Origin of the sequence: Kosakonia cowanii JCM 10956 = DSM 18146 (genome assembly GCF_001975225.1) — a bacterium.
GTDB classification, from domain to species: domain Bacteria; phylum Pseudomonadota; class Gammaproteobacteria; order Enterobacterales; family Enterobacteriaceae; genus Kosakonia; species Kosakonia cowanii.
Genome location: NZ_CP019445.1, coordinates 2,128,081 through 2,142,949, shown reverse-complemented (window position 1 = coordinate 2,142,949; position 14,869 = coordinate 2,128,081). Strand labels below are relative to the sequence as shown.

The 14,869-nt window shown below is 53.7% G+C and carries 12 protein-coding genes, 2 tRNA genes and 3 rRNA genes; 5 read left to right on the top strand and 12 right to left on the bottom strand.

Features of this window, described 5'->3' with window-relative positions:
• Positions 1-169 precede the first annotated feature (169 nt).
• Positions 170-1,066: a DNA-binding transcriptional regulator YafC gene (gene yafC / locus BWI95_RS10050; protein WP_042717373.1), complete on the top strand. Its 897-nt coding sequence runs from the start codon at positions 170-172 to the stop codon at positions 1,064-1,066.
• A gap of 36 nt (positions 1,067-1,102) precedes the next feature.
• On the opposite strand, the gene dkgB is transcribed toward yafC, so the two are convergent.
• Positions 1,103-1,906 (bottom strand): 2,5-didehydrogluconate reductase DkgB, encoded by an 804-nt coding sequence (gene dkgB / locus BWI95_RS10045; RefSeq protein ID WP_076769416.1) that lies wholly within the window; start codon positions 1,904-1,906, stop codon positions 1,103-1,105.
• 184 nt (positions 1,907-2,090) lie between these two features.
• On the opposite strand from dkgB, the gene BWI95_RS10040 reads away from it, so the two are divergent.
• Both BWI95_RS10040 and fabF read left to right on the top strand, forming a co-directional pair.
• A complete protein-coding gene (locus tag BWI95_RS10040; protein ID WP_054804267.1) occupies positions 2,091-2,636 on the top strand; it encodes a winged helix-turn-helix transcriptional regulator in 546 nt (181 codons plus the stop codon).
• A gap of 2 nt (positions 2,637-2,638) precedes the next feature.
• A complete protein-coding gene (gene fabF / locus BWI95_RS10035) occupies positions 2,639-3,919 on the top strand; it encodes a beta-ketoacyl-ACP synthase II (protein WP_054804266.1) in 1,281 nt (426 codons plus the stop codon).
• A gap of 83 nt (positions 3,920-4,002) precedes the next feature.
• On the opposite strand, the gene BWI95_RS10030 is transcribed toward fabF, so the two are convergent.
• From BWI95_RS10030 to BWI95_RS10010, 5 genes are all read right to left on the bottom strand, one after another.
• Positions 4,003-4,079 (bottom strand) — tRNA-Asp (locus tag BWI95_RS10030).
• Between the two features lie 55 nt (positions 4,080-4,134).
• Positions 4,135-4,250, bottom strand: a 5S ribosomal RNA gene (gene rrf / locus BWI95_RS10025).
• A gap of 203 nt (positions 4,251-4,453) precedes the next feature.
• Positions 4,454-7,367 (bottom strand): 23S ribosomal RNA (locus BWI95_RS10020).
• Positions 7,368-7,565: 198 nt separating this feature from the next.
• Positions 7,566-7,640: transfer RNA gene (locus BWI95_RS10015), tRNA-Ala, on the bottom strand.
• Positions 7,641-7,878: 238 nt separating this feature from the next.
• Positions 7,879-9,420: ribosomal RNA gene (locus BWI95_RS10010) — 16S ribosomal RNA — on the bottom strand.
• Together the 16S, 23S and 5S rRNA genes with 2 tRNA genes alongside form the textbook arrangement of a ribosomal RNA operon.
• 469 nt (positions 9,421-9,889) lie before the next feature.
• Between BWI95_RS10010 and BWI95_RS10005 the strand changes: the two genes are divergently transcribed.
• Positions 9,890-10,444 (top strand): gamma carbonic anhydrase family protein, encoded by a 555-nt coding sequence (locus BWI95_RS10005; protein ID WP_054804499.1) that lies wholly within the window; start codon positions 9,890-9,892, stop codon positions 10,442-10,444.
• Here the strand turns inward: BWI95_RS10005 and BWI95_RS10000 are convergent.
• The 6 genes from BWI95_RS10000 to dprA are packed head-to-tail and all read right to left on the bottom strand — an operon-like array spanning position 10,420 to position 14,213.
• Positions 10,420-10,677: a DUF1488 family protein gene (locus tag BWI95_RS10000; RefSeq protein ID WP_054804498.1), complete on the bottom strand. Its 258-nt coding sequence runs from the start codon at positions 10,675-10,677 to the stop codon at positions 10,420-10,422. The genes BWI95_RS10005 and BWI95_RS10000 overlap by 25 nt on opposite strands.
• On the bottom strand, positions 10,674-11,492 hold the full coding sequence (gene aroE, locus BWI95_RS09995) for a shikimate dehydrogenase (protein ID WP_076769415.1): 819 nt from the start codon (positions 11,490-11,492) through the stop codon (positions 10,674-10,676). Before aroE ends, BWI95_RS10000 begins: the two co-directional genes overlap by 4 nt.
• Before the next feature lie 5 nt (positions 11,493-11,497).
• Positions 11,498-12,070 (bottom strand): L-threonylcarbamoyladenylate synthase type 1 TsaC, encoded by a 573-nt coding sequence (tsaC, locus tag BWI95_RS09990; RefSeq protein WP_076769414.1) that lies wholly within the window; start codon positions 12,068-12,070, stop codon positions 11,498-11,500.
• A 4-nt stretch (positions 12,071-12,074) separates the two neighbouring features.
• Positions 12,075-12,617 (bottom strand): DNA topoisomerase family protein, encoded by a 543-nt coding sequence (locus BWI95_RS09985; protein WP_076769413.1) that lies wholly within the window; start codon positions 12,615-12,617, stop codon positions 12,075-12,077.
• Positions 12,618-12,643: 26 nt separating this feature from the next.
• Entirely contained in the window at positions 12,644-13,117 is a 474-nt protein-coding gene (smg, locus tag BWI95_RS09980; protein ID WP_023479416.1) for a DUF494 family protein Smg, read from the bottom strand.
• Complete coding sequence (gene dprA / locus BWI95_RS09975; protein ID WP_076769412.1) at positions 13,089-14,213, bottom strand: DNA-protecting protein DprA; 1,125 nt, start codon at positions 14,211-14,213, stop codon at positions 13,089-13,091. Before dprA ends, smg begins: the two co-directional genes overlap by 29 nt.
• A gap of 129 nt (positions 14,214-14,342) precedes the next feature.
• Between dprA and def the strand changes: the two genes are divergently transcribed.
• Complete coding sequence (def, locus tag BWI95_RS09970) at positions 14,343-14,852, top strand: peptide deformylase (protein ID WP_054804496.1); 510 nt, start codon at positions 14,343-14,345, stop codon at positions 14,850-14,852.
• Positions 14,853-14,869: the final 17 nt, after the last annotated feature.

The window sequence follows — 14,869 nt, the reverse complement described above, 5'->3', positions numbered from 1 at the left end:
ACTCAGTTATAGGGATTGTAGACCATAGTTTCAACGAATAATCACCAGAAAAGCGCCAGCTTGTATAGGTGCCATTGACCTTTAGGCCGCGCGATGGCGTTGCGACACGCGGCGTGGTTAAATACACGCGCATGAATAATCTCGTTGAAATGTTGCTACAGAGGCAATAATGAAAACCACCTCGGAAGAACTCGCCATTTTTGTCGCGGTCGTGGAGAGCGGCAGTTTCAGCCGTGCCGCTGAACGTCTTGGTCAGGCAAACTCAGCCATTAGCCGGGCGGTGAAGAAGCTGGAGAATAAGCTCGGCGTTAACCTGCTCAATCGCACCACTCGCCAGCTTAGCCTCACTGAAGAGGGCGAGCGCTATTTCCGTCGCGTACAAACGGTGCTGCAGGAGATGGCGGCGGCGGAAAACGAGGTGATGGAGAATAAATCGGTGCCGCGCGGCACGCTGCGTATCGATGCCGCCACGCCGGTAGTGCTGCATTTTTTAATGCCGCTGATTAAGCCGTTTCGTGAACGTTACCCGGAGATCAGCCTGTCGCTGGTCTCGAGCGAAACCTTTATCAACCTGATTGAACGTAAAGTGGATGTCGCTATTCGCGTCGGCAAGCTGACTGATTCCAGCCTGCGCGCGCGTCCGCTCTTTAAGAGCTACCGCAAAATTATCGCTTCGCCCGAATACCTTGCCCGTTACGGTACGCCTGAAACGGTCGAGGATTTGCAAAACCATGTCTGCCTCGGATTTACCGAGCCGGTATCGTTGAATACCTGGCCGGTGGCGGCAGCGGATGGTCAACTGCTGGAGGTGACGCCCACGCTCGCCTCTAATAGCGGTGAAACCCTTAAACATCTCTGTCTGAGCGGCAACGGTATCGCCAGCCTGTCGGATTATATGATTGATAAAGAGCTGGCGAGCGGCGAGCTGGTTGCGTTGATGTCAGACAAACTGCTGCCGGTAGAGATGCCCTTCAGCGCCGTCTACTACAGCGATCGGGCGGTGAGTACGCGTATCCGCGCCTTTATCGACTTCGTCAGCGAGCATGTGCCGCAGACGGGCAGATAAGCGAAAACGGGAGCCAGGCTCCCGTCACGTTGCTGATTAATCCCACTCAGGCGCAAGCCCTTCCGGGCTGACCAGCCGGTCATTGCAATCCAGCGCGGCGATAGCGGCTCTGTCATCCGCATCCAGTTTCAGCGTCTTTGCTTGCAGGTTGCTCGCCAGGTTCTCGCGTTTGGTTGAGGATGGGATCACCGCGTACCCCTCCCCCATTGCCCATGCCAGGATCACCTGCGCTGGCGTTGCGCTGTGCTTCTGCGCGATGCGGGCAATCGTGGCATCTTTCAGCGCCTTACCATACGCCAGCGTCATATAGGAGGTGATGTGGATCCCGTGCTCTTTTGCCCACTGCGCCACTTTTCGGTTCTGCAGATAGGGTGAAAGCTCAATCTGGTTAGTGGCAATATTTTCCGCCCCGACTGCTGCAATCGCCTGCTCCATTAACTCAATCGTGAAGTTGGAGACGCCGATCTGACGCGTTAGCCCCTGCGCTTTGGCGTTCATCAACTGCTGCATCGACTCGGCAACCGGCACCGCTGCGCCCGGCGATGGCCAGTGAATCAGCGTCAAATCAACGTAGTCGGTGCCTAACTTCTTCAGGCTCTCTTGCAGGCTTGGGATCAGCTGGCCTTCACCCAGGTTTTCAGTCCAGATTTTAGTAGTGATAAACAGCGATTCCCGCGCGACGCCACTCTGCGCCAGCGCTTCGCCAATGGCGGCTTCATTGCCATAGATCTGTGCGGTATCAATCACGCGATAACCCAGTTCAAGGGCGGTTTTCACCGAGGCGATTACCGCCTCATCGGTTAAACGGAAGGTCCCCAGACCAAATGCAGGGATAGACATATCAATTCCTCTCTCATTATTTCTTAACAGATGGCGTGATTATGGTGAGTTGAGCACGGGGGAAAAAGAGGCAGTAAAGCAGAGGATATTTGCCGCAGCGGCAATAGTGCTAAAAGTAGTGACTTGCATATTGAAAGTCACTATGTCACTTTGGTGTGGCATGTTTACTACAGCAGATACCACCATGAAAAATGAAGCACTTTACCAGGCTCCCTGCCCTATTGCCCGAAGTCTGGGACGCATTGGTGATAGCTGGAGCATGATTATCCTGCGCGACGCCTTCGCAGGCTTTACCCGTTTTGATGAGTTCCAGAAAAACGCCAATATTGCGCCGAACATTCTCTCCCGGCGCCTGAAGGAGCTGGTTGAAGAGGGGTTGCTTGAAAAGGTGAGCTACAGCACAACCCCGCCGCGCTATGAATATCACCTCACGCCGTTAGGCTATGATTTTCGTCCAGTCATCATCGCGCTGGCGCAGTGGGGAAACCGCCATTTCTCACCTGAAGGTCCACAGATGATGCTGGTTGAGCGGGAAACCGCGCGCCCGGTTGAAGCGATCCTCGTCGATAAGGCCACCGGCGAAGCCATAACCCCTGAAAAATACGCCATGGTGCCAGGCCCGGCAGCGTCGCCGGTTCTCCACTATCGTCATCAATATTTGCAACGTAAGCAGGCTGGAGAGACGTCGCTGAAATATGCGCCACAATTACAGATGAATAAGGAGGAGTGAATATGAGCATTTCGCAAAAGCGCGTCGTTATAACCGGTATGGGCATCGTCAGCCCGCTGGGCTGTGGCCTTTCCCACGTCTGGTCATCATTGGTTGCGGGCAAATCGGGTATTTCCCGCCTTGACGACGAAATGGTCGACGATATTGCCTGCAAAGTGGCAGGCCAGGTCCCTTCGATTGAAGAGGATCCGCATCACGGTTTCGATCCCTTAAGCACGATCCCGGCGAAAGAACGTAAAAAGATGGATCGTTTTATTGAGTTCGCACTGGTGGCAGCGAAAGAAGCGCTGACGCAGGCGAACTGGTTCCCTCAGGAGGAGGCGCAGCGCGATCGAACCGCAACGGTTATTGCCACCGGGATCGGTGGCTTCAGTGAGATCACCAACGCGGTGCGCACCACCGATTCACGCGGGCCTCGCAAACTCTCCCCGTTTACCGTTCCCTCTTTCCTTGCCAACCTCGCAGCCGGCCATGTCTCGATTAACTATGGTTTTCGCGGCCCGATCGGCGCGCCCGTTTCGGCATGTGCGGCCGGCGCGCAGGCCATTGGTGATGCCGCGCGGTTGATACGCAGCGGCGAGGCAGATATCGCCCTATGCGGCGGCAGTGAAGCGGCGATCCATCGGGTAAGCCTTGCCGGATTTGCAGCTGCACGGGCGCTTTCGAGCGGTTTTAACGATCAACCGACAACTGCTTCACGCCCATTTGATCGCGATCGTGATGGATTTGTGATGGGTGAAGGTGCCGGGCTGCTGGTGATTGAATCGCTCGAACATGCGCTGGCACGCGGCGCGACGCCGCTGGCGGAACTGGTGGGTTATGGCACCCGCGCAGATGCGCATCATCTCACTGCCGGCCCGGAAGATGGTAACGGTGCCGCACGGGCGATGGAAGCCGCGATCCGTCAGGCGGGAATTTCAGCCTCCGATATCCAGCACATTAACGCTCATGCGACGTCTACTCCGGTTGGTGATAAGGGCGAACTGGCAGCGATAAAGCGTGTGTTTGGTGCGAACAGTACGGTAGCGATTACATCGACTAAGTCAGCGACCGGGCATCTTTTGGGTGCCGCGGGCGGTATTGAAGCGATCTTCACGGTTCAGGCGTTGCGTGAACAGATCGCACCACCGACGCTGAATTTACATCATCCTGATGAGAAGGCCGATGGGTTAAATCTGGTGGCGCTTGCCGCATGCCCACTTGAGATTCGCTACGCGATGTCGAATGGTTTTGGCTTCGGCGGGGTGAATGCCAGTTTGCTGTTAAAGCGCTGGGAAGAGTAAATAACAGGGCCGTTTGGCCCTTTTTCACAAATTGCAGACGAAAAAAAACCGTATCTCGTGAGAGATACGGTTCTTAAAATAAGTGGCGGAACGGACGGGACTCGAACCCGCGACCCCCTGCGTGACAGGCAGGTATTCTAACCGACTGAACTACCGCTCCACCGAATTTTTTCACAACCACCGGTTTGTTGCCCCGGTTTACTGCTTAATTTGATGCCTGGCAGTTCCCTACTCTCGCATGGGGAGACCCCACACTACCATCGGCGCTACGGCGTTTCACTTCTGAGTTCGGCATGGGGTCAGGTGGGACCACCGCGCTAGTGCCGCCAGGCAAATTCTTTGTGCTCCGTCCTGTGTCTTTCACGCCGCTCCTGCGTTGGCTGCCTTCGCTCGCAACAGTCACATACTTCAGTATGCTCCTGTCGTCTCGTCTCAGTTGCCGCCTTGCTGCTGCGTAAAATCCTTCGGACTTAACATCTAATCTGGTATCAGCTGAAAATCTGTCTCTCATCGCCAAAACATCTTCGGCGTTGTAAGGTTAAGCCTCACGGTTCATTAGTACCGGTTAGCTCAACGCATCGCTGCGCTTACACACCCGGCCTATCAACGTCGTCGTCTTCAACGTTCCTTCAGGAGACTTATAGTCTCAGGGAGAACTCATCTCGGGGCAAGTTTCGTGCTTAGATGCTTTCAGCACTTATCTCTTCCGCATTTAGCTACCGGGCAGTGCCATTGGCATGACAACCCGAACACCAGTGATGCGTCCACTCCGGTCCTCTCGTACTAGGAGCAGCCCCCCTCAATTCTCCAGCGCCCACGGCAGATAGGGACCGAACTGTCTCACGACGTTCTAAACCCAGCTCGCGTACCACTTTAAATGGCGAACAGCCATACCCTTGGGACCTACTTCAGCCCCAGGATGTGATGAGCCGACATCGAGGTGCCAAACACCGCCGTCGATATGAACTCTTGGGCGGTATCAGCCTGTTATCCCCGGAGTACCTTTTATCCGTTGAGCGATGGCCCTTCCATTCAGAACCACCGGATCACTATGACCTGCTTTCGCACCTGCTCGCGCCGTCACGCTCGCAGTCAAGCCAGCTTATGCCATTGCACTAACCTCCTGATGTCCGACCAGGATTAGCTGACCTTCGTGCTCCTCCGTTACGCTTTAGGAGGAGACCGCCCCAGTCAAACTACCCACCAGACACTGTCCGCAACCCGGATTACGGGTCCACGTTAGAACATCAAACATTAAAGGGTGGTATTTCAAGGTTGGCTCCACGCAGACTGGCGTCCACGCTTCAAAGCCTCCCACCTATCCTACACATCAAGGCTCAATGTTCAGTGTCAAGCTATAGTAAAGGTTCACGGGGTCTTTCCGTCTTGCCGCGGGTACACTGCATCTTCACAGCGAGTTCAATTTCACTGAGTCTCGGGTGGAGACAGCCTGGCCATCATTACGCCATTCGTGCAGGTCGGAACTTACCCGACAAGGAATTTCGCTACCTTAGGACCGTTATAGTTACGGCCGCCGTTTACCGGGGCTTCGATCAAGAGCTTCACCTTGCGGTTGACCCCATCAATTAACCTTCCGGCACCGGGCAGGCGTCACACCGTATACGTCCACTTTCGTGTTTGCACAGTGCTGTGTTTTTAATAAACAGTTGCAGCCAGCTGGTATCTTCGACTGGTTTCAGCTCCGCGAGCAAGTCGCTTCACCTACACACCAGCGTGCCTTCTCCCGAAGTTACGGCACCATTTTGCCTAGTTCCTTCACCCGAGTTCTCTCAAGCGCCTTGGTATTCTCTACCTGACCACCTGTGTCGGTTTGGGGTACGATTTCGTGTTACCTGATGCTTAGAGGCTTTTCCTGGAAGCAGGGCATTTGTCACTTCAGCACCGTAGTGCCTCGTCATCACGCCTCAGTGTTAAAGTGAACCGGATTTACCTGGAACACACACCTACACGCTTAAACCGGGACAACCGTCGCCCGGCCGACATAGCCTTCTCCGTCCCCCCTTCGCAGTAACACCAAGTACAGGAATATTAACCTGTTTCCCATCGACTACGCCTTTCGGCCTCGCCTTAGGGGTCGACTCACCCTGCCCCGATTAACGTTGGACAGGAACCCTTGGTCTTCCGGCGAGCGGGCTTTTCACCCGCTTTATCGTTACTTATGTCAGCATTCGCACTTCTGATACCTCCAGCAGCCCTCACAGGCCACCTTCGACGGCTTACAGAACGCTCCCCTACCCAACAACACATAGTGTCGCTGCCGCAGCTTCGGTGCATGGTTTAGCCCCGTTACATCTTCCGCGCAGGCCGACTCGACCAGTGAGCTATTACGCTTTCTTTAAATGATGGCTGCTTCTAAGCCAACATCCTGGCTGTCTGTGCCTTCCCACATCGTTTCCCACTTAACCATGACTTTGGGACCTTAGCTGGCGGTCTGGGTTGTTTCCCTCTTCACGACGGACGTTAGCACCCGCCGTGTGTCTCCCGTGATAACATGTCTCCGTGTATCTCGTATCGTAGTTTGCATCGGGTTGGTAAGCCGGGATGGCCCCCTAGCCGAAACAGTGCTCTACCCCCGGAGATGAATTCACGAGGCGCTACCTAAATAGCTTTCGGGGAGAACCAGCTATCTCCCGGTTTGATTGGCCTTTCACCCCCAGCCACAGGTCATCCGCTAATTTTTCAACATTAGTCGGTTCGGTCCTCCAGTTAGTGTTACCCAACCTTCAACCTGCCCATGGCTAGATCACCGGGTTTCGGGTCTATACCCTGCAACTTAACGCCCAGTTAAGACTCGGTTTCCCTGCGGCTCCCCTATACGGTTAACCTTGCTACAGAATATAAGTCGCTGACCCATTATACAAAAGGTACGCAGTCACCCCATAAAGAGGCTCCCACTGCTTGTACGTACACGGTTTCAGGTTCTGTTTCACTCCCCTCGCCGGGGTTCTTTTCGCCTTTCCCTCACGGTACTGGTTCACTATCGGTCAGTCAGGAGTATTTAGCCTTGGAGGATGGTCCCCCCATATTCAGACAGGATACCACGTGTCCCGCCCTACTCATCGAGCTCACAACCTGTGTGCTTTTGTGTACGGGGCTGTCACCCTGTATCGCGCGACTTTCCAGACGCTTCCACTAACACTCAGGCTGATTCAGGCTCTGGGCTGTTCCCCGTTCGCTCGCCGCTACTGGGGGAATCTCGGTTGATTTCTTTTCCTCGGGGTACTTAGATGTTTCAGTTCCCCCGGTTCGCCTCACAGCACTATGTATTCATGCTGTGATAGTGCAACGGATTGCACTGGGTTTCCCCATTCGGACATCGCCGGCTGTAACGGTTCATATCACCTTACCGGCGCTTTTCGCAGATTAGCACGTCCTTCATCGCCTCTGACTGCCAGGGCATCCACCGTGTACGCTTAGTCGCTTAACCTCACAACCCGAAGACGTTTCGTAAAACATCATCAGTTGCGAAAATTTGAGAGACTCACGGAACAATTCGCATTGAGACTCACGAACATCGCATTGTTCTGTGTTCAATTTTCAGCTTGATCCAGATTTTTAAAGAGCAAAACTTCGCAGCACACACAGAATGTGTACTCTGAAGTTTTCTAGTGACGAACAGTGAGGATGGTGGAGCTATGCGGGATCGAACCGCAGACCTCCTGCGTGCAAAGCAGGCGCTCTCCAGCTGAGCTATAGCCCCATCGTAGTTAAACTCTGTACCTTGAATTCGTTCCGGCGCGGCGTGATGAGCGAAGCATACGTACGTATGTGAGCTCGCACAACAAGCACGGAGCGTTTGGTAGGCCTGAGTGACTGAAGGGACCACAAAGTCCTATCAGTGCGCTCTAACACCTGACTACAAGCCCTGCAGAGATTTTCACTGCTCTTATTTTCATCAGACAATCTGTGTGGACACTACAGGGAAAGGTTCTTTAAGGTAAGGAGGTGATCCAACCGCAGGTTCCCCTACGGTTACCTTGTTACGACTTCACCCCAGTCATGAATCACAAAGTGGTAAGCGCCCTCCCGAAGGTTAAGCTACCTACTTCTTTTGCAACCCACTCCCATGGTGTGACGGGCGGTGTGTACAAGGCCCGGGAACGTATTCACCGTGACATTCTGATTCACGATTACTAGCGATTCCGACTTCATGGAGTCGAGTTGCAGACTCCAATCCGGACTACGACGCACTTTATGAGGTCCGCTAGCTCTCGCGAGATTGCTTCTCTTTGTATGCGCCATTGTAGCACGTGTGTAGCCCTGGTCGTAAGGGCCATGATGACTTGACGTCATCCCCACCTTCCTCCAGTTTATCACTGGCAGTCTCCTTTGAGTTCCCGGCCTAACCGCTGGCAACAAAGGATAAGGGTTGCGCTCGTTGCGGGACTTAACCCAACATTTCACAACACGAGCTGACGACAGCCATGCAGCACCTGTCTCACAGTTCCCGAAGGCACCTTTCCATCTCTGGAAAGTTCTGTGGATGTCAAGACCAGGTAAGGTTCTTCGCGTTGCATCGAATTAAACCACATGCTCCACCGCTTGTGCGGGCCCCCGTCAATTCATTTGAGTTTTAACCTTGCGGCCGTACTCCCCAGGCGGTCGACTTAACGCGTTAGCTCCGGAAGCCACGCCTCAAGGGCACAACCTCCAAGTCGACATCGTTTACGGCGTGGACTACCAGGGTATCTAATCCTGTTTGCTCCCCACGCTTTCGCACCTGAGCGTCAGTCTTCGTCCAGGGGGCCGCCTTCGCCACCGGTATTCCTCCAGATCTCTACGCATTTCACCGCTACACCTGGAATTCTACCCCCCTCTACGAGACTCAAGCCTGCCAGTTTCGGATGCAGTTCCCAGGTTGAGCCCGGGGATTTCACATCCGACTTGACAGACCGCCTGCGTGCGCTTTACGCCCAGTAATTCCGATTAACGCTTGCACCCTCCGTATTACCGCGGCTGCTGGCACGGAGTTAGCCGGTGCTTCTTCTGCGGGTAACGTCAATCGACGTGGTTATTAACCACATCGCCTTCCTCCCCGCTGAAAGTACTTTACAACCCGAAGGCCTTCTTCATACACGCGGCATGGCTGCATCAGGCTTGCGCCCATTGTGCAATATTCCCCACTGCTGCCTCCCGTAGGAGTCTGGACCGTGTCTCAGTTCCAGTGTGGCTGGTCATCCTCTCAGACCAGCTAGGGATCGTCGCCTAGGTGAGCCGTTACCCCACCTACTAGCTAATCCCATCTGGGCACATCTGATGGCAAGAGGCCCGAAGGTCCCCCTCTTTGGTCTTGCGACGTTATGCGGTATTAGCTACCGTTTCCAGTAGTTATCCCCCTCCATCAGGCAGTTTCCCAGACATTACTCACCCGTCCGCCACTCGTCAGCGAAGCAGCAAGCTGCTTCCTGTTACCGTTCGACTTGCATGTGTTAGGCCTGCCGCCAGCGTTCAATCTGAGCCATGATCAAACTCTTCAATTTAAAGTTTGATGCTCATCGAATTAAACCGTAATGAATTACGTGTTCACCCGTGAGACTTGGTATTCATTTATCGTCCGAGGACATTAAGAATCCATGTCACCTGAGTGCCCACACAGATTGTCTGATAAATTGTTAAAGAGCAGTTGCGACGCGCTTCAGCGCTCTGTCGCGAGGTGGCGTATATTACGCTTTCCTCTTTCAGAGTCAACCCTGAATTTCAGGATTTTTTCTCTTCCGTTGAAGCGACTATCTGGTGAAGTGATTCACGTTGTCATGTCAACGGAGGCGCATTATAGGGATCCCATTTTTTAGCACAAGTCTTTTTGCGATCTTTTTTTCCGACTGCTGTTTTTTCACCCTTTTCGCTGAGATCTCATGCGATCTGCACAGTTTATGCACCATAAAACAGTTGCAGAAGGCGGATCCCGCGATCAAAGTGATAGCTCTGGCCCGATTGAAGTGAGGTGTTATGTCTACTGTACTGCGTCCTTATAAGGATCTTTTCCCAACTATTGGTCAACGCGTCATGGTTGATCCCACCAGCGTCGTCGTTGGCGATGTAAGAATGGCAGAGGATGTCGGCATTTGGCCGCTGGTAGTGATTCGGGGTGACGTCAATTATGTAGAGATTGGCGCACGCACAAATATTCAGGACGGTAGCGTTCTGCACGTTACGCATAAGTCCTCCTACAACCCTGAAGGCAATCCACTGCTTATAGGAGAGGATGTCACGGTGGGCCATAAAGTAATGCTGCATGGCTGCACCATCGGTCATCGCGTGCTGGTCGGGATGGGATCAATTGTGCTGGATGGAGCCGTGATTGAAGATGAGGTCATGATTGGCGCAGGCAGCCTGGTACCACAGAATAAGCGCCTGGAGAGCGGCTACCTTTATCTGGGCAGCCCGGTAAAACAGATTCGCCCCCTGATGGAGGCCGAAATCGAAGGTTTGAAATACTCGGCCAATAACTATGTGAAATGGAAGGATGAGTATCTTACTCAGGAGAGCCAGATTACGCCCTGATCGTCCTCTTCCTGGCGGCGGATGCACTGCTCCGCCTCCTCTTCCAGATCCCAGCGATGCTGGCGAAAAAGCGAAAGGTAATCCTCTGGCGTATTGCCACCGAAACGCTGCGCCAGCACTGAACCCTTTATTGCACACATCATCTGCATGCCGTTAACCAGCGCGGGAAAAACGATCGCCTGTGTGGAGTCATGCCACTCTTCGCGATCGGGAAACTGGATCGCCTGGTTCATTTCGCCAGCTCCTGTTTAAGCATTGCGATAACAGGTTCAACTTCTGGCAATAAGCCATGCCATAAAAACAGAGCATGCGCCGCTTGTCCCACCAGCATCCCGAGGCCGTCAGCGCGATTCATGGCGCCAAGCTTTTCGCACCAGGCCAGGAACGGTGTGCTGCCTTTCTGATAAAACATATCGTAGCAGTAAGTCTGCGGGCGAATAATTGCTTGCGGTAGCGCCGGAATATCGCCCCCCATCCCGCTTGAAGTCGCATTGATGATGAGATCAAACTCCCGCTCTACAAGCGACTCCATCTCCGCCGCCTCTATGCTTCCGGTATGGGCAAAGAGCTCAGCTAACGTTTGTGCGCGAGACCAGGTGCGGTTGGTAATAGTTAAAGCACAATCGAGTGATAAGAGGGGCAAGATCACCCCACGCGCCGCGCCACCCGCGCCCACCAGCAGAACACGCGAACCGGGGCGGATAAATGCCAGCCGTTGTAGATCGCTTAAGAGCCCGATGCCATCGGTGTTATCGCCGAGCAGGCGCCCATCATCGAGTCGTTTAAGGGTGTTAACTGCCCCTGCCAGCGCAGCGCGTTCCGTCAACTCATCCGCACGCGCAAAAGCCTCTTCTTTAAAAGGCACGGTGACATTTGCTCCCTTGCCTCCCTTATCAAAAAAAGCATTTAGCGTATTAACAAAATCATCAACAGGGGCGAGTGCTTTCCCATAGGGGTGATCGATTTGCAGCTGGCTGGCGAATTGCTGATGTATAAGTGGCGACTTGCTGTGCGCGACAGGATTTCCAAAAACGACGTACGGTTCCATGCTATTTACCCCTGTCGGAAGAGTTCACCGGTGAGTGCATCACGGATTTCGGAGGGATTCTGCCGGCCGCCAGTCGGTACATCGACGACCGGGAAATCTGGTCCGAATTGGGCGACAACCTCCTGGGCGGTTCTGCACGGCGGCAGACCGGATAAGTTGGCGCTCGTCGATACCAGTGGTTTGCCATAAGCCTCGCACAACTCAACCACCAGCGGATGGTCGGTGACACGCACGGCAAGGGAATCAAAGCGTCCAGTGAGCCAGCGCGGCGTGGTTGGTTTTGCCGGAAATACAAAAGTCACCGGACCTGGCCAGCAGGCAAAGATTGCCTGACGTTGGGTGTCAGACAGCATGCTGTCATCAATATAGGGTTTCAGCTGCGCAAAATTAGCGGCAATCAGTATTAGCCCTTTCTCGACAGGCCGCTGCTTGAGTTCAAGCAGGCGATACACAGCGGTTTCACTGTCCGGATCGCAACCGACGCCGAAAACGGCTTCTGTTGGATAAGCGATGACTTCTTCTTTTTTCAGGATCTCCACCATGGTGGCGATGGGATCTTTTGGCAGGTTATTCTTCACGAGTTTATTCCGCTGGGAGCAGCTTTCCACATTGTTTATTGGCACAGAAGCATTTAACGCCCTGCGCGGTTTTCTTCTCTGTCAGCAACGGGTAGTGACATTCGGGGCACTCGCCCGCCACCGGTCTGGAATTGATGACGAACTGGCAATCAGGATAACGATCGCAGGAGTAGAAGGTTTTGCCGTAACGCGAACGACGCTGGACAAGATGCCCGCTCTGGCATTGCGGACAGCCAATAGCCGTTTCATCAGGCTTATCGATCAGTTCGGTGTGTTCGCAGGCCGGATACTGGCTGCATCCGATAAACATACCGAAGCGCCCCTGGCGTAGTACCAGCTCTGCACCGCAAAGAGGGCATAACTGACCGTCCAGAACTTTAACGATATGGCCGTCTGCCTGACTTTTCAGGGGACGTACATAATCGCATTCCGGATAATGAGAGCATCCGAGAAACGGACCGTGTTTCCCGGAGCGAATGACAAGTTCAGCCCCGCATTGTGGGCAGGGCTCATTATTACGCACAGTAAATAGTGCTGATTTGGTCATAACAACTCTTGAAGCTGCAAAAACAGTTAATGCAGCATACCTTCATTCACTTCAAAGAGTAATTCTTCCATTTGCTGGTAGGCGTTTTCACACCCTGGAATATTAAAGAGCACCATCAGGATGACCCATTTAAGATCTTCCAGCTCGAACTCTGCGTTATCCAGCGCCAGCGCACGCTCAATCACCATTTCCCGTGTTTCGAGGTTTAGCACCTGAATCTGTTCCAGGAATAACAGGAATCCCCGGCAACTGGCATCCAGCCTTTCACTCTCTTCTGCGGTATAGATGCGTAAGGAGAGTGGATCAGAAGCAAGCTGCATCGGTTCGGCGAGGCCTTCCTGATAATCAGCCAGCTTTTCCAGCCACATAAGCGCGTTGTAGATATCCTCACGATCAAATCCGGCGTCGGTAAGATCCCGTTCCAGTTTGTCCTGATCCACACGCAATTCAGCTTCGTTATGGATGTAAGTCTCAAACAAGTACATTAGTACGTCGAACATGGCTTGCCCTCCTCAATCGGACATAGCCGCCGGGTACAGCTGCGATCCATCCTGCTAACTCCAGTTCAAGCAATTGAGCAGCTGCCACTGGCACAGGTTGGCCGGCACGTTCAGCGACGACGTCAACAGGTGTTACCTCATCTCCTACGTTAGCCAGGAGCTCAGGAAATGGCAATGCCGCCTGTTCGCCTTCTGGAGGATAATTTGCATTTTCGTGTGTTTCCGCCACCCAATTTAGCCCATATTGCAAATGTTCGAGGATCTCTTCAGGCGATGTAACGGGCGTCGCGCCCTGCTTTAATAGCCAGTGCGGCCCCTCGCTGCCGGGGCTACCAATGGCCCCCGGTAAGGCAAAAACGTCTCTCCCTTGCTCAAGCGCGAGCCGGGCCGTCACCAACGAACCGCTACGTAATGCGGCCTCGATCACAAATACTGCCCGGCTAAGACCGCTAATAATCCGGTTACGACGGGGAAAATGCCCCGGCTTCGGGGTGGCTGATAATGGAAACTCGGAAACCAGCGCCCCACCCTGCTCCAGCAACTGGGAAGCAAGGGCAGTGTGTCTGCGCGGATAGAGGCTAAAGAGCCCATTACCCAGCACGCCAATGCTTTTCCCTCCAACGCTTATTGCCGCGCGATGGGCGACGCTGTCAATTCCGAGCGCCATTCCGCTGGTAATGGTTAAGCCCGCACGCGCAAGCGATTCACAAAAGAGGCGCCCCCAACGCTCGCCATACCATGAATGCGCGCGGCTACCCACGACGGCTAATTGCTGGGATTTCAATACCGCGATATCGCCTTTAACAAACAGCGCGCCCGGGTAATCAGCAATGGCGCGCAGTGGTTCAGGGTAGGCCGCATCGCTGGCCACAATCATGTGATGTTGAGGGTTAGCCAGCCATGACAGACAGCGATCGAGTTCCCGTGCCGAAAGGGAAAAAAAGCGGCGCGTCTGCGCAACCGTTAAGCCTAAAACCTGCAGGTCAGCGGCCGTCATCGCACCGCTTCGCTCCAGCTGCTGCGCGATACTCAGCCACTTGTCGCCAGAGAGGTCGCCAACCTGTATCAGACGTAGCCAAATTTCCGTGGATGTCATTCCCTCTCCCTTGCCATAAGCCGTATCGGCAATCCTTGCGATCGGTCACTGATGCTGTCAATCGCCAGGGGATTTGTCTAGAATAGAGGGCATATTCTTTACAACTCCTGAACACAACTCTGGATATTTATGGCAGTTTTGCATGTGTTACATATTCCGGACGAGCGGCTTCGCAAAGTCGCCGATCCGGTAAAAGAAGTGAATGCGGATATTCAACGTATCGTTGATGATATGTTCGAAACGATGTACGCCGAAGAGGGTATTGGTCTCGCGGCAACGCAGGTTGATATTCATCAGCGAATTATCGTGATTGATGTGTCAGAGAATCGCGATGAGCAGCTGGTCTTGATCAACCCGGAACTGCTTGAGAAGAGCGGCGAAACGGGTATTGAAGAGGGTTGCCTCTCTATTCCGGAACAACGCGCCCTTGTTCCACGAGCGGAGAAAGTGAAAATCCGCGCGCTGGATCGTAATGGCAAGTCGTTTGAACTCGAAGCGGATGGTCTGCTGGCCATTTGTATTCAGCATGAAATGGATCATCTGGTCGGTAAACTCTTTATCGATTATCTGTCTCCGCTGAAACGCCAGCGTATTCGTCAGAAAGTCGAAAAACTGGATCGTATGAACGGCCGCGCTTAAGCGGGCAGAAAAGGATA

Bases quoted from the DNA above. Each gene is read 5' to 3' on its own strand.
- smg (WP_023479416.1), bottom strand. From the start codon at position 13,117: ATGTTCGACGTACTAATGTACTTGTTTGAGACTTACATCCATAACGAA.
- BWI95_RS09985 (WP_076769413.1), bottom strand. From the start codon at position 12,617: ATGACCAAATCAGCACTATTTACTGTGCGTAATAATGAGCCCTGCCCA.
- BWI95_RS10000 (WP_054804498.1), bottom strand. From the start codon at position 10,677: ATGAACCAGGCGATCCAGTTTCCCGATCGCGAAGAGTGGCATGACTCC.
- dprA (WP_076769412.1), bottom strand. From the start codon at position 14,213: ATGACATCCACGGAAATTTGGCTACGTCTGATACAGGTTGGCGACCTC.
- BWI95_RS10040 (WP_054804267.1), top strand. From the start codon at position 2,091: ATGAAAAATGAAGCACTTTACCAGGCTCCCTGCCCTATTGCCCGAAGT.
- def (WP_054804496.1), top strand. From the start codon at position 14,343: ATGGCAGTTTTGCATGTGTTACATATTCCGGACGAGCGGCTTCGCAAA.
- aroE (WP_076769415.1), bottom strand. From the start codon at position 11,492: ATGGAACCGTACGTCGTTTTTGGAAATCCTGTCGCGCACAGCAAGTCG.
- dkgB (WP_076769416.1), bottom strand. From the start codon at position 1,906: ATGTCTATCCCTGCATTTGGTCTGGGGACCTTCCGTTTAACCGATGAG.
- yafC (WP_042717373.1), top strand. From the start codon at position 170: ATGAAAACCACCTCGGAAGAACTCGCCATTTTTGTCGCGGTCGTGGAG.
- BWI95_RS10005 (WP_054804499.1), top strand. From the start codon at position 9,890: ATGTCTACTGTACTGCGTCCTTATAAGGATCTTTTCCCAACTATTGGT.
- fabF (WP_054804266.1), top strand. From the start codon at position 2,639: ATGAGCATTTCGCAAAAGCGCGTCGTTATAACCGGTATGGGCATCGTC.